10 protein-coding genes and 1 other RNA gene are annotated in these 13,805 nt (G+C 37.6%); 9 read left to right on the forward strand and 2 right to left on the reverse strand.

Annotated elements, in window-relative coordinates; all coding sequences use genetic code 11:
• Window position 1 precedes the first annotated feature (1 nt).
• The 4 genes from AACH31_RS02235 to AACH31_RS02250 all read left to right on the forward strand — a co-directional run bounded on the left by AACH31_RS02235 (window position 2) and on the right by AACH31_RS02250 (window position 5,383).
• Complete coding sequence (locus AACH31_RS02235) at window positions 2-1,384, forward strand: MFS transporter (RefSeq protein ID WP_338617822.1); 1,383 nt, start codon at window positions 2-4, stop codon at window positions 1,382-1,384.
• 988 nt (window positions 1,385-2,372) lie between these two features.
• The gene (locus tag AACH31_RS02240; RefSeq protein ID WP_338617823.1) at window positions 2,373-3,092 is read left to right on the forward strand and encodes a hypothetical protein; all 720 of its coding nucleotides are present in this window, start codon (window positions 2,373-2,375) and stop codon (window positions 3,090-3,092) included.
• 350 nt (window positions 3,093-3,442) lie between these two features.
• Window positions 3,443-4,581 (forward strand): IS3 family transposase gene (locus AACH31_RS02245; RefSeq protein WP_262953963.1). Its coding sequence is split into 2 segments (ribosomal slippage): window positions 3,443-3,668 and window positions 3,668-4,581, totalling 1,140 coding nucleotides; the frame shifts between segments, so codons are not numbered across the junction.
• 67 nt (window positions 4,582-4,648) lie between these two features.
• Window positions 4,649-5,383: a Fic family protein gene (locus tag AACH31_RS02250; protein WP_338617824.1), complete on the forward strand. Its 735-nt coding sequence runs from the start codon at window positions 4,649-4,651 to the stop codon at window positions 5,381-5,383.
• Between the two features lie 246 nt (window positions 5,384-5,629).
• Here the strand turns inward: AACH31_RS02250 and ssrA are convergent.
• Window positions 5,630-5,975, reverse strand: a transfer-messenger RNA (tmRNA) gene (gene ssrA, locus AACH31_RS02255).
• Between the two features lie 209 nt (window positions 5,976-6,184).
• Here ssrA and AACH31_RS02260 point away from each other — a divergent pair.
• The 3 genes from AACH31_RS02260 to AACH31_RS02270 all read left to right on the forward strand — a co-directional run bounded on the left by AACH31_RS02260 (window position 6,185) and on the right by AACH31_RS02270 (window position 7,627).
• Window positions 6,185-7,222 carry a hypothetical protein gene (locus tag AACH31_RS02260; RefSeq protein ID WP_262950356.1) on the forward strand — a complete coding sequence of 346 codons (1,038 nt, stop codon included), beginning with the start codon at window positions 6,185-6,187 and terminating at the stop codon, window positions 7,220-7,222.
• Window positions 7,200-7,337, forward strand: coding sequence for a hypothetical protein (locus AACH31_RS02265; RefSeq protein WP_161830936.1), 138 nt, complete (start codon window positions 7,200-7,202; stop codon window positions 7,335-7,337). The genes AACH31_RS02260 and AACH31_RS02265 overlap by 23 nt, the downstream gene beginning before the upstream one ends.
• Window positions 7,338-7,435: 98 nt before the next feature.
• Window positions 7,436-7,627, forward strand: coding sequence for a hypothetical protein (locus AACH31_RS02270; protein ID WP_338617825.1), 192 nt, complete (start codon window positions 7,436-7,438; stop codon window positions 7,625-7,627).
• Between the two features lie 29 nt (window positions 7,628-7,656).
• Here AACH31_RS02270 and AACH31_RS02275 read toward each other — a convergent pair whose 3' ends face one another.
• Window positions 7,657-8,529 carry a LysR family transcriptional regulator gene (locus tag AACH31_RS02275; protein ID WP_338617826.1) on the reverse strand — a complete coding sequence of 291 codons (873 nt, stop codon included), beginning with the start codon at window positions 8,527-8,529 and terminating at the stop codon, window positions 7,657-7,659.
• Window positions 8,530-8,683: 154 nt separating this feature from the next.
• Here AACH31_RS02275 and AACH31_RS02280 point away from each other — a divergent pair, with 154 nt between their 5' ends.
• The gene (locus tag AACH31_RS02280; RefSeq protein ID WP_338617827.1) at window positions 8,684-9,052 is read left to right on the forward strand and encodes a hypothetical protein; all 369 of its coding nucleotides are present in this window, start codon (window positions 8,684-8,686) and stop codon (window positions 9,050-9,052) included.
• 328 nt (window positions 9,053-9,380) lie between these two features.
• The gene (gene gltB / locus AACH31_RS02285) at window positions 9,381-13,541 is read left to right on the forward strand and encodes a glutamate synthase large subunit (protein ID WP_338617828.1); all 4,161 of its coding nucleotides are present in this window, start codon (window positions 9,381-9,383) and stop codon (window positions 13,539-13,541) included.
• The last annotated feature ends 264 nt before the right edge of the window (window positions 13,542-13,805 follow it).

Raw genomic sequence — 13,805 nt, forward strand, 5'->3', positions numbered from 1 at the left:
AATGAGTATAGCTTTAAAAATGAAAAATTGTAAAGCAGTAACAAACGGATTAAGTTTGAGTTCTAAGGTAGCTTATGGTTGTGGGGACGCAGCTTGTAATGTAGTTTGGGGGGCAATGAGTGCGTGGTTAATGTATTATTATACAAATGTCGCTCATGTAAGCGCATTATCGATAGGGACTATTATGTTGCTCTCTCGTATTATTGATGGATTTACTGATATTATTATGGGAATTATTGTTGATAAGACAAAATCGAAACATGGGAAGGCGCGACCATGGCTATTGCGTATGGCTATTCCGTTTGCTATTGCTACGGTAGCCATGTTCTCAGTTCCTGAATCGGATAACACAATAAAGTTAATTTATATTTTTGTAACCTATAATTTGGTCAATACCTTTTATACTGGAATTAATGTACCTTATGGAGCTTTAAGTTCATTAATGACACAGGACCAATATGAACGCTCTCTTTTAAATATTTATCGTATTGTATTTGCACAAATTGCTAATTTTATTGTAGCTTCGATGACGATGCCATTAATTCAGGCTCTGGGTGGGACAAGATATTCTTGGTCACTAGCGTATGCAATTTTTACAGCTGTTGCAGTTGGATTATTTGTGATTAATTTTATTGGAACGAAAGAAGTTGTTGGGGAAGATGCATCAAAACGTGAGGATGTTCCAGTTAAGGTTGGTTTAAAGGCGTTGATTACTAATAAATACTGGATTATTGTTACAGTATTAGGAGCATTTACTAGCATTTTTAATGCCTTAATGATAAGTGTTAATACATACTATAGTGAGTATATTTTAAATGATGTAAATATTGCTTCTATTTTGAATTCAGCATACATGGTTCCAATGGTGATAACATTATTATGCATTGCACCACTTGTTAAAAGGATTGGAAAGAGGTATACAAATGTTCTAGGATGGATAGTAATTTTAATTAGTTATTTAGTTTTATTAATCAATCCGTCTAATACGATGTTAGTTATTGGGACATCATTGTTGCGCGGAGCAGGATTTGCCTGTGTAATGGGGGTACAATTTGCGTTTATTGCAGATACGGTAGAGTATGGACAATGGAAGTCAAACGTACGTACAGAGGGGTTAATTTTTAGCGCTCAAAGCTTTGGAGGAAAATTTGGAGCGGGATTAGGAAGTGCCTTAGTAGGTGGTGTTTTAGCAATGGGTGCGTATGATGGAGCATTAAGTGTCCAACCGGATACAGCGCTTATGGCAATTAAAGTTTTATATTTAATCCTACCAATTGCCGTTGCCTTAATTCAACTTTTATTAATGATTCCATATAAACTTGATAAAGAGTATCCTCAAATTATTAAGGACTTAAAAGAAAGAGAGTTACGTAGGGAATTATAAATTTTAGTTAAATTAGACAGGATATTAAAAACGAGGTATAGTCTATAAGAGATGGGACTTTTAGTAAGGTTAAAAAAACAAATTTACCTTAATTCTCTAAATCTGATTAGATTAATCAGCGACGGGGTAGACTAAAGGAAACTCAATTAAAGATAGAATTGAATAAACTGGGTCATATTTATTATCCGGAAAGGATATATAATTTAGATCTATCTTTCCACGTTTCATTCCTCTAATTATTATGGATAACGAAGTCATCGAGGTCTATTGTAGCCTCGGTGACTTTTTTTATAAATGAACATCTTCCGTTATACGGGTGTTTCCGTAAAGCCTTTAACGAGGTATTAGAAAAATATTAAAGGAATGACGCGAAGGAGGGGAGAAATAACAGAGGGGAATGCATTTCCTGATTATATTTCCATGCGAGTGGAGATGTTGCCGACCCCTTTTAAAGGACCTTTGGATCCTGAACGGTAATAGAGGCTTTTAGCCGCAGTTGAAAACACTAGTTAAACTAGTGTTTTTTTATGAATTTAATTGAATCAGCTCTATTTAACTGGTTCGAAATCAACGGTTAGAAATAGGGGGTGAGTTGATTCGTTAATAAGCTATATAAGGATTACAGATAAAAAAGATTTAGCTTGCTTTTTACGGGCAGTGAAGCGATATGTAGGATAATTGTCTGCTTATGTTTAAGTAGAAAGGTGTGTGTAGAATGAAAGCGTTGAACGGAAAATGGCTTTAGGTAGAATCTCTTATGGATATTACGTTAAGCAACGGGATTAAGCGCCCAAAAGGTTATTGAGAATGTGTCTAGATGATGTGAAATGATAATTAGTTAGAAATATTATGTGAGTGGTAATGAAATTCAAATAGGTTTCATATTAGGCTTTGTCGAATCATAAATTATAATATATAACGTTGCAAAAAAGAGTGTTTAAATTCACATGATTTGATTATAAAATTCCTAAAATTGGGGGCATGTGGTATGGAGAGTTTATTTGGTGAATGCAATAATAGATTTACTGTAGAATTATTATCTGAACTCTTCCTGTTGAACCAGTCGGAAATTATTCGTATCCTTAAAAAGAATATTTCTAATTTTGAATTTAGTTATTGTAGCCAATCAGCAATTTCTGAAATGGATTTGGACGGACAATGTATAGTCGATAATTTTTCTGATAACGAGCTTAAATATACTTTTATACTCTCTATGCGTGGACTGAAAAAATTCACCAATATTTTAATGAACGAATTTAAAGGATTTTTTGTAAGATTTTTAACAGAGAAAGAGATAAATGAGTTATTAAAAATAGTCTATGAAAATGACAGCGTAAAGGATTATAAAAAAGGTTTGGTCGCACCTCGGGGAGAGATTGGAAGAGAATTTAGGAAAATACATATTAATCCCTTTTGGGATAAGGTCAATGAGGAATTAAAAATGTTTATAATTGATTGGCTTGGGGTCGATGATGTGAATCATATCCCCTGGATCGCGTATCAACAAACGTTAATGATTATAAAATTTGGCTATAGTCTTTCACCCGAATTACGAAATGAGGCCAATATTATTTGGCATAAACTAGTGGATCTTCGCTGTCAAGTTAATGATGGAAAAAGGAAGTTGCATGAGGGATGGTTATTAGATTACGATAGACAGGAATTAAAAAGTATAAGAAAGTTTTTAAAGTTCTTAAAGGATAGTTAATATAAAAAACCATTATCTCAACTCAGATTCGTTCTGAACTCAGATAATGGTTTTTGTTTACGTTGTGTATTTTTTGGTGGAGATGGGGCGTTCCGGTTAGTATCCACGTCCAGATATCTATCGAATAGGATAGTAAATAGTCTTTTATATGATAAGTAGATAGTCACATTTATGATATAATAGTCTTAGTATTGCTATTTAAAGTAATTAATGTTAGACAGGGATATTAGATCATTGGAATAAATGACTTTAACAGTCCATAATGGAATAAATGAATTGGTGCTAGTATAGTTTTATGGACACACTTAAGTTAAGTCGTTACAATAGACTTAATAAAAGGATGTGTCTGTATGAAAAAATATAATAATGAATTTAAATCAATGATTGTTGAACTTTATAAAAATGGACGTTCAGTTAAAGATCTAAGTCGTGAATATGGTGTTTCAGAAGTAACAATTTACAAATGGATTAAACAAATTTCTCCGATTGCCTCGGTAGATGATACAGAAATTACCCTAGAGGATATTAAACGCATGAAGCAAGAAATGTTACGTCTGCAAGAGGAGAATGAAATATTAAAAAAGGCTATGACCATATTCGCGAGAAAGTAAGTCAATCTGAATTATGTCAGTTTATTAATCAACACCATCAGGAACACGATATTAAGCAACTTTGTGAGGTCTTAAGTGTTCCAAGAAGTACTTATTATCAATCGAAGCATCAAACTGAATCAAAATGGGAACGTGAAAATCAGAAACTACTTGAACGTATTAAAGAAATTTATTTTGAAAGTAAGTGTCGGTATGGTGCTATTAAGGTACACCATCAATTGATTAAAGAGGGATTCACTGTTAGCTTGAAACGTGTTCAACGGTTAATGAAATCAAGCGGTTTAGCTTCGATTATTCAAAGAAAATATACTCCTTATAGACAGTCTAAGGAACTTGTTTTAGAACGTAATAACATTCTAGAACAGGATTTTTCGACGACTTCAATTAATCAAAAATGGGTATCCGATATTACTTATATTTACGTTCAAAAAGAAGGTTGGTGCTACTTAGCTTCAGTGATGGATTTACATTCAAAGAAAATTATTGGTTATCATTTTTCAAAACAAATGACCACAGATATTATCGTAAAAGCTTTAAAGAATGCCTATGTTTCTCAAAAACCTAAAGATGAGATTATTCTCCACACTGATTTAGGATCACAGTATACTAGCCAAGAGTTTAAAGACTTAACTTCAGACTTTAAGATGATCCAGTCTTTCAGTCGTAAAGGATGTCCTTATGATAATGCTTGTATCGAATCTTTCCATGCCACTCTAAAGAAAGAAGAAGTGTATCAAACTACATATGTGACATTTGAACAGGCTAGAATGGCCCTATTTCAATATATTGAAGGCTGGTATAATCGCAAAAGGATTCATGGTTCCATTAATTATTTAACGCCAGAAGAATGTGAGCAACTTGCACGACAAATTGCTTAAAAACTTAACTTTTTTGTGTCCAAAATATTGACCTAGATCCAGAATTTATAAAGAGAGGAGAGTTTTTATGTTTACGTTATTAGATGAAAAGAAACAATTGTTAGATAATAAGCGTCCTTTAAGTAGAGAGGTTCTAACGAATTTAAAGAAATATTTTGATGTTGAATTTACCTATAATTCAAATGCCATTGAAGGAAATACATTAACGATTACTGAAACAAAAGTAATCTTAGAAGATGGTCTAACAATAGGTGGAGGCAAAAGTTTAAGAGAACATCTCGAAGTTTTAAACCATAAAGAAGCTATTGATTATATACAAGATGTCGTTAGTAAAGAGTTTGATTTATCAGAAAGAGTCTTTCGAGATCTTCATCATATTATTTTAAAGAGCATTGATAATTCAAATGCTGGTGTTTATCGAAAAGCAAATGTATTAATCAGTGGTAGTATGCATCGACCACCAGAATATTTTCTTGTAGAAGATAAAATGAGAGAGCTATTAGATTGGTATGATGAAAATAAAGAAACAATGCATCCCGTAAAATTAGCAGCATTATTCCATTTTAAATATGTTTATATCCATCCTTTTATAGATGGAAACGGCAGATCAGCGAGATTATTAATGAATTTAATTCTACTAAGAAATGGATATCCACTAACTGTTATTAGAAATACTGACCGTGTAGATTATATGAGTGCATTAGAAAAAGCGAGTACGACTGGTAATACGGATGATTTTGTTGAATTTATTGCACAAGCAGTAGATAGAAGTTTTGATACTTATTTATATTTAATAGGGTAAGAAAAGGTCGATTTGTCCTTATTCATAACGAAGCCATCGAGGTCCATTATAACCTCGGTGGCTTTTTTCATGACTTCAAACAGGTCCTCCTCATTTACTCAGTTCGTTATCAACGATTAGAAATCGAGGTTGGTATCAATCATCAAAAAGTAGTATAAGAGTACAAAAAAAGAATTATCTCAACTCAGTTTCAACTGAACTCAGATAATTCTTTTTTCTTCATCAATATTTCGGACGTGTATTTTATGGTGGAGATGGGGGGAGTCGAACCCCCGTCCTAAAACACCGACCACTTAACTTTCTACAAGTTTAGTCTCCTATTAAATTTAACGGGTGACTGGTCAGGCGACACACCTGTCAGACCGCGAGTTTGATCATCTCTTCTAGGCTATTCAAACGGCACAGACTAGCGTATCCCACTTCAGTGAGCCTAGTCATTCAACATGGGCGATTGAATGGTAGGCAGCTACGTTATATTAAGCAGCTAATTGTAAGTTTGTTTTTCCGGTTATTATAACCTCGACCTTTTAACGTGGGCTAACACGACTTGCTTATTAAGCTCAAATGCCCCAGTCGAATCCGTAACATCCCCAGGTTAATTTGATTACATGACTCATTATACTTCATTTTAACCACTTTGACAAGCCATCGACCCTGTCAATTGTAGCTAATCCATCCAATAGTATGGGCATTTAACATCCAAATTATGAATCCAATCACTAAAAAAGGTCAGAAACGTGTAAAAAATAAAAAATTGGTCATAATATACATGTGCAAAAACCATTTAAATTGAGGTGGAATATGTTAAATCTAATGGTAAATTTCATGGTTGTCCTAGGCTTTATTTTCCCACAGCCAATAGCGCCAGAAAGTACGACGGCGGTGGAAGAAGATAGGACACAGCTTTTAGATAAAGAACCAACGTCTGAAGTTGAAATGCCCACCGAATCGGAATCACAGGAAGTGAAGACTGAGGTCGCGACCTTGAATTCCGAGGAATCTGAAAGTGAGGGGCAACAACAAAAAGAATTGGCACTCAAACAATTAAGCACGGCCTTGATGGCCGTTCAACAAGAGGCCGATTCAGAAGTAGAGATGAACGTCGTGACGGTAAATGGGCAAGAAAATGACTCACAGTCAGATGCAGTGGTGAATCCTGAAAATGAGGCCACTGATGCTGTAGAAAATGAGACAAATGATGACATGGACGAGCCTGCGATGGATTCGGATGAAGAAGAGGGCGCTCCTCCTGAAGCAACTGAAGAAAATCAGATACAAGATACGGGAGATGAGGTTGGAAATCAGGAGCCGGTAGAAGAGTCAACAGACGCTACCTTAGCAGAGGAATCCGGGGATGAAACACAGGATCAAGTCGTTGCGAAAGAGCAGACGGATGCCTCTGAGGATGGAGTAAGCGAGACAGAACCGGTCTTTAGAGATTACCGACAAACATTTTATAGTGTGAAAGCCGGGGAGGTTCGTGTGGGATACGGACTTAGTTACCAAGACGACGGAGTAAAAGTTATTGATAATGTGATGCATTATTATGATTCAGAATATGAATGGCTTCCTATTGTAGCAGTGAATATCGATGAGGTCATGGAAGTTGGATTGAATGAGCGAGGAATTCCAAGTTATTATGGAACCGTTCTAGAAATTACATATCCGACAGGAGACACGCAAAAAGCAATTGTATTGGATGCTTGCGGGGCTTGTAGCTGGGATAACCGAATTGATTTATGGGTTTATGATTATGATTATCAACATGATGTGACAGGAATTGAATATCGCATAGTGAGAGAAGGGTTTAAGCAAGATGAAGAACAAGCACGAAGTTGAATCGATTGAAGTTAAGTTATTAAAAATGATTGAACAACATGAAATTACAGAAGATGACTACAACTTAATTACGAAATATTTAAAAAAAGTGAAAAACGACTTAAAAAAACAGTAGCGAAACCTACTGTTTTTAGCGATGCCAAAGCAGAAAGTGACTGGTGTCCTCCTCATTAGTTGATGTATAATCAAAGAAAGTAAAAAATGGGGAGGAGAATGATGGAGTATTTAACTTATGTGGCATGGGATTTTCCATTATTCATGAGTCAAATCATGGGTTATGGCCTAATAATTCCTGTTTGTGTAGGTATCTATCAATTTATGAAAGGGTTACTTCAAAAGTTGGATACGATTATTCATAGATTGGATGTAATCGAAGCCAAGTTAGAGTCAAAAAATAAAGATTAAATAATAAAAAAAGCTGAGTTCGTTGGAACTCAGCTTTTTGTCGTTTGAAGGAGGAAGTCCTTAAATAAACGGGCAGAGGGAGTTAAGGATTGATTTTTTAATGTGATGAGGTAGGCTTCTAAAGGTAAGGTCCCTTTGATTGGAATGGCTTGGATATCTTGTCGAAGAAGTGGCGTCGGATTTAAAGCTATGCTAACCCCATAATTGAGTGCGACCAGTTCAAGAGTCGTCTCTTTTTGAGCAATTTCTAAGGTGTTAGGCAAGGGAAGGTGTTGCTGGACGAATAACTGGGTGATAGCCAGGTGCTCCGGTGTTTGAGTCGGGGGAAGAATGAACAGTTGCTCCTGAAGTTCTTGTAAGGAAATATCACTTCGATGAGCGAAAGGATGGGTAGAAGAGAGGAGAAGGTGCCATTTCCACGTTGCAAGCGTGGTGGTGTCTAATTCATGATCAAGCGGGACAGAGGTAGAGATAATTAAATCATGGGCACCTGTTTTTAGATGATCTATTAAGGCGTGCGTGTCGGATTGTTTGAGCGTGAAGGTGAGAACTTGTTCGCTTAGGAAGGTTTGCATGAGCTTAGGAACGAAGGTGGGTTCGAGCAAGGCATCAAAGCCAAGTCGGATGATGCCATCCGTTTGATAGGAAAATTCTTTTAATTTTTGCTCGCCTAATTTAATTTCATCCAATGCCTGTTCAACGTAAGTGAGAAAAAAGCGTCCATAGCGCGTGAGTCGAACATTCCGCCCTTGTTTTTCAAAAAGGGGTGTTCCTAACTCCTTTTCGAGCATCGAAATCGCATGACTTAAGCTAGGTTGAGTAATCGACAGCTCCTTTGCTGCTTGCGTATAATGCTCTAAGTGTGCGAGTACACGGAAATATTCAAGATGGTTTAAATTCATAGCATCACATCCAATTCATCAAAAAAAATCAATTTTTTACCTATTATATCATAAAAAGCGACACGGTTAGTGACGATTCATAGGCTTTCGCATATGCTACCAATAGAGGTGAAGGTCAATCAGACCTTAATTCATTAGAAAGCGGGATGGTGTTGTGATAAGACGAGAAATGGGATTATTTAAACTGGCACTTGTGTTGATCCAGATCGTCATCATCTTGATGTTGGCACCGATGACGAAAGAATTTGTTGCCCCATTCATGGGAGGGGTTGTTCTTAATACAGTGACGTATGTTATCCTCTTTTGCCTACATGCGTATGCGTATCAAGTCTGTCTAAAAAGTCGCATGCCAAAAGCGGGGCACGTTGTTTCAGTAGCGGCAGTGATGTTTCAGTCCTGTTGGGTGCTCTATTTAGTGGCGACTGTGTTGTTAGGGTTTGAGATGCTTTTATTGTTAACAAAACATTGGCCGTTCAAACATAAAGTTAAAAAAGTAAATTCACCAAAAGGAATGTCGCGATAAGGTTGCCCCTTAAGTGGGCTGTTTGGCGATCAAGGGGTTAAATGTATCACTTGAAAGCTTTGCACGAGCTAAAATGAAAAAGGGTTCATCGTTAGGGAGGTTCAATAGCGAAGGTACAAAAGGTATCACTGTGTATAGATTGAACCTCTGATGAATGAGCATTTTACGATTTAACTTAAGATAAAGACGCCGGGAATCGGCGTCATTTTTATGTTAGAAAGGTAAAAAGTATAAGAAAACCTGACGCATGAGTTGACGGGAATATGACTTCATATCATAATTAATATAAGCATCTAAAAATGCGGGTACGGGAGTAAGGAGGAAATGTATGTTTGATCATTCGAATTGTGGGATTGGAGCAATTGCCAATCTAGACGGAACATATAGTCACAACATTATTGAACAAGGGATGACACTCTTAAAGGCACTTAGTCATCGTGGTGGAACATCAAAGGACGGAACAGGGGATGGATGCGGAATTTTACTGCAAATCCCTAAAACATTTTATGGTAAAAAGCATGGAATAAATGGGGACTTTGCAGTGATGATGACCTTTTTACCGAAAGGAGAAAATGATCGCCAATTGGCCAAAGATCATATTTATGAAACTATTAAAGAATTAAAGCTACAACTTATCAAGGAAATTGTCGTTCCGGTGGATGCGAGTTTTCTGACGCCAACGGCGACTCAAACGGAGCCAGTGCCCACTCAATTTATCATTGATATGACAAATCAAGCGGAGACAGTTTTATATAAATTACATCGTTTTATTGAACAAAAGTGGAAAGAGGAAGAGTTATCTGATCGTACGTGCTATATTTTATCGTGCTCGTCACAGACGATTGTGTACAAGGGGTTATTGCGTCCTGATGAATTACCACGCTATTATTTAGATTTGCAGGATGAAAGATTTACTTCTAATTTCTGTATTGTCCATCAACGCTTTAGTACGAATACGAAGCCGTCATGGAATTTAGCTCAACCTTTCCGTTATTTAGCGCATAATGGAGAAATTAATACCGTTTCTGGAAATATTAATTGGTCGAATGCACGAGCGGGATTGTCGGCGTATCCAGAGGTTTTTCCGATTTGTAACGAGAAACATTCAGATAGTGCGAATCTTGACCGAACGTTAGAAGCGCTCCTTCATGAGAATTTTACGCTTGAGGATGCAGTGACGCGCCTTTTACCGAAGGCGTATGAGCATGATGCGCGCCTAAGTGACGACTTGAAGGCTTATTATGAATATTGTGGGTTAAAACAAGAGGCATGGGACGGTCCAGCTGGAGTTATCGTTTGTGATGGACATAAATTAATTGCGACGCTCGATCGTAATGGACTGCGTCCGTTTAGATATGTTCAAACAGAAAATCAAATTGTTCTTGCCTCAGAAATTGGAGTGTTAAATACGCCACTTGAGGAAATTAAGGTAGCTAGTCGTATTCAGGCAAGTGAAATTCTATGCGTTGATTTAGATGAGCAAACTGTGACGACAGATGCAGATATTAAAGCCGTATTATCCACGCAAAAACCTTATCGTGAATGGTTGAATGAACGACTCATTAAACCAATTGCCACGCATAGCGAACAATTTTTAACGGAAGATTTTGAACACACAGCGAAGAAATATTTTTATACAAATGCGGAATACATGCAGGAATTAAAATCATTAGTTGAAAATGGAAAAGAGGCGATTGGATCTTTTCCATATACGGCAGCCTTAAACATGTTACAAGCGCGCCCGCAACTCTTTTTTGATTTCTTTAAACAAAATTTCGCCCAAGTGACGAATCCACCACTGGATTCAATTCGAGAAAAATCAGTGTTTTCATTAACAACGACCGTGACCTCGGTAACTTCTTTACACGACGAACGATTAGATTATCCTGTTTATGAGTTCTCAACTCCACTTTTAACCGGTGACCAGTGGATGGCACTTTCTGAGGAAGAGGCTTTCGACCCACGTTTCATTTTCCTAGAATATGAGTCAACGTTAAAAGAGGCAGTGGATCAATTGCGACATGATGTCAAAAAAGCCGTGTTAGCTGGTTCACGTTTGTTAATTCTTGAACAGGAGGCTGAAGGAAAGACGATTCCTTCTTTAATGGCGACTGCCATCGCACACGAAGTTTTAGTTGAAATGGGGAAACGATTAGAAGTGCGCTTAGCCGTTTGTTGCGCGGATGCACGCCTTCCTATTCACCATGCGATGTTACTAGCTTATGGGGCGGACATCATTTACCCATATTTCTGTTATGAATACATCCAACATCAAACAAAACTTTTTGCAGATGAAGCATATGACAATTATATTGCAGGATGTAACCAGGCGCTTCTTAAGCTAATGGCAAAGATGGGGGTTGCAACCGTGGACTCTTATCGAGGGTCGAAAGTGTTCGAAGTGGTCGGTCTAGATCAAGAAGTGACTGCTTTATTTACAAATCAACCGTCTCTTTTTGGCGGTAAAACATTCGAAGACCTTGATGCGATGATGGAAGATGGCGTGGACATTAGCAAGGCTAACGAATATCAAAACATGGACTCAGTCTTCATGAACCATGCCTACTCCAAATCATTTATTAAAGAGCTAAAAGCAACGATTCAGGCCAATGATTATGAGGCTTTCAAATCCGTGATGGAAGCGGAGCGTGGACGTTTGATCAATGTACGCGACTGTTTATCATTAAAGGCAACAGAGCCGCTTTCACTAGAAGAGGTTCAATCGACAGAGGAGATTGTGCGGCACTTTGTAGCATCGGCCATGTCTTATGGGGCATTATCGGTTGAAGCTCATCGCACGATTGCTCGCGCGATGAATGAACTCGGGGCAGCCTCAAATAGTGGAGAAGGTGGAGAGCTCGTTGAACGTTTTGGAACCATAACCGCTTCTAAAGTGAAACAAGTCGCATCAGGCCGCTTTGGTGTGACTTATGATTACCTAAAAAGTGCCCAAGAAATTCAAATTAAAATGGCCCAAGGGGCAAAACCGGGAGAAGGTGGACACTTACCTAAATCGAAGGTAGATGAACATATTGCTCGTGTTCGCTACGCGAAACAGGGAGTTGATTTAATTTCACCGCCACCTCATCACGATATCTATTCGATTGAAGATTTAGCTCAATTGATTGATGACTTACAAACAACGAATCCAAGTGCCCTAATTAGTGTTAAATTAGCTTCGTTACCGAATGTGGGGACGATCGCTAATGGCGTAGTCAAAGCGGGAGCGAAAAAAGTTGTTATTTCAGGATTTAACGGAGGAACAGGGGCCTCTCCTAAATCTTCGTTAAAATATACAGGACTTCCATGGGAGTACGGTCTATTCCAAACACATAAATCATTACTTGAGAATGATGTCCGTCATGAAACATGGATTCAGGTCGACGGACAAATCAAATCAGGGTATGATGTTGTTTTAGGAGCTATTCTTGGGGCAGATGAATTTGGATTTGGAACGATGTGTCTGGTGATGCTTGAATGCATTGGATGTAAACAGTGTCATACGGGAAAATGCCCAGCGGGAATTACGACGCAAGACCAAAAATTACGTCAACGTCTGAAAGAGGATCCAACGATGTTAAAAACTTACTTTACATTTGTGGCCCAGCAGGTACGTGAATTAATGGCCTTGTTAGGGGTTCGTTCATTAGCAGAACTTCGTGGACGTACTGATTTACTTGAATTAGTATCGCCGAATCCTTATCATTTAACACTAGATTGGCTAGAAGTATTGCCAGTGAATCAACCTATGCGTGTTGAAAATCCGGCGCTTCAACCGGTTCATTTAAATGAGTCGGAGGTTAACGTGATCGATACGCAACTTCGTACACTGGGGGTTCAATTGGTGAGCGACTCGGCTCGTACGTTCCAAACCTATGGTTATGCTGGGCAAAGCTTCGGGGCATTTATGAATGAGAGTGTTAAACTCATCCACACAGGATATGCGAATGACTATGTTGGAAAAGGATTAAGTGGTGGTCAAATCGTCATTAAAGCGGACGAAACGACACGCGAAAAATCCATTGAAGACCCTAACTACACGAATCATCATTTAATTGCAGGAAATACAATTTTATACGGTGCAACTTCAGGATCATGTTATTTAGAAGGACGCGTAGGAGAACGATTTGCCGTTCGTAATTCGGGAGCTATTGCCCTTAATCATGGAATGGGCGTTCATGCGTGTGAATACATGACAGGTGGTGTGGTCGTTTCACTCGGTTCTGTTCAGGCAAATGTGGGGGCAGGAATGACGGGTGGACTCTTATTCTTGTACCAAGCAAAATATTTAGACGAGAAACTCAATCAATCTTACGTGCAAGTCTTTGAGATGAAGGACCGTCATCGTGAGATTTTAAAAGACATATTAACAGATTACGTGAAACAAACTGATAATCCGTTAGCAACGAAAATCTTAAAGAATTTTGATGATGAAGTTCATCAATTTACATTAGTGACATCAGCTGATTACTATCAATTAGAATTATAAAAAGAAGAACCCCTCATGATGGGGTTCTTCTTTTATCGATGTAATAGTTTTTTTAACAGTCGAATGGGGGTGTAAATAATCGCAACATTAATTAAAAGAACAGCCATGAATTGAATAAGGATGATGATTAATTCTCCCATCGTATCCCCTCCTTTCACTTGTTTATTAGTATAGCATATTTTAAAGCAGTGCAGGGAATGGGGTGTGCGTTTTCAATGGGATTATTTTAATCTCTTACTATCTATCTTATCGAAGTGGTGTTAC

This window comes from Turicibacter faecis (genome assembly GCF_037076425.1).
GTDB lineage: Bacteria > Bacillota_I > Bacilli_A > MOL361 > Turicibacteraceae > Turicibacter > Turicibacter faecis.

What these genes read in the sequence shown, in the direction of transcription:
- AACH31_RS02275 (WP_338617826.1), bottom strand. Translation starts at nt 8,529, where the DNA reads ATGAATTTAAACCATCTTGAATATTTCCGTGTACTCGCACACTTAGAG.
- AACH31_RS02265 (WP_161830936.1), top strand. Translation starts at nt 7,200, where the DNA reads ATGAAGAACAAGCACGAAGTTGAATCGATTGAAGTTAAGTTATTAAAA.
- AACH31_RS02260 (WP_262950356.1), top strand. Translation starts at nt 6,185, where the DNA reads ATGTTAAATCTAATGGTAAATTTCATGGTTGTCCTAGGCTTTATTTTC.
- gltB (WP_338617828.1), top strand. Translation starts at nt 9,381, where the DNA reads ATGTTTGATCATTCGAATTGTGGGATTGGAGCAATTGCCAATCTAGAC.
- AACH31_RS02250 (WP_338617824.1), top strand. Translation starts at nt 4,649, where the DNA reads ATGTTTACGTTATTAGATGAAAAGAAACAATTGTTAGATAATAAGCGT.
- AACH31_RS02270 (WP_338617825.1), top strand. Translation starts at nt 7,436, where the DNA reads ATGATGGAGTATTTAACTTATGTGGCATGGGATTTTCCATTATTCATG.
- AACH31_RS02240 (WP_338617823.1), top strand. Translation starts at nt 2,373, where the DNA reads ATGGAGAGTTTATTTGGTGAATGCAATAATAGATTTACTGTAGAATTA.
- AACH31_RS02235 (WP_338617822.1), top strand. Translation starts at nt 2, where the DNA reads ATGAGTATAGCTTTAAAAATGAAAAATTGTAAAGCAGTAACAAACGGA.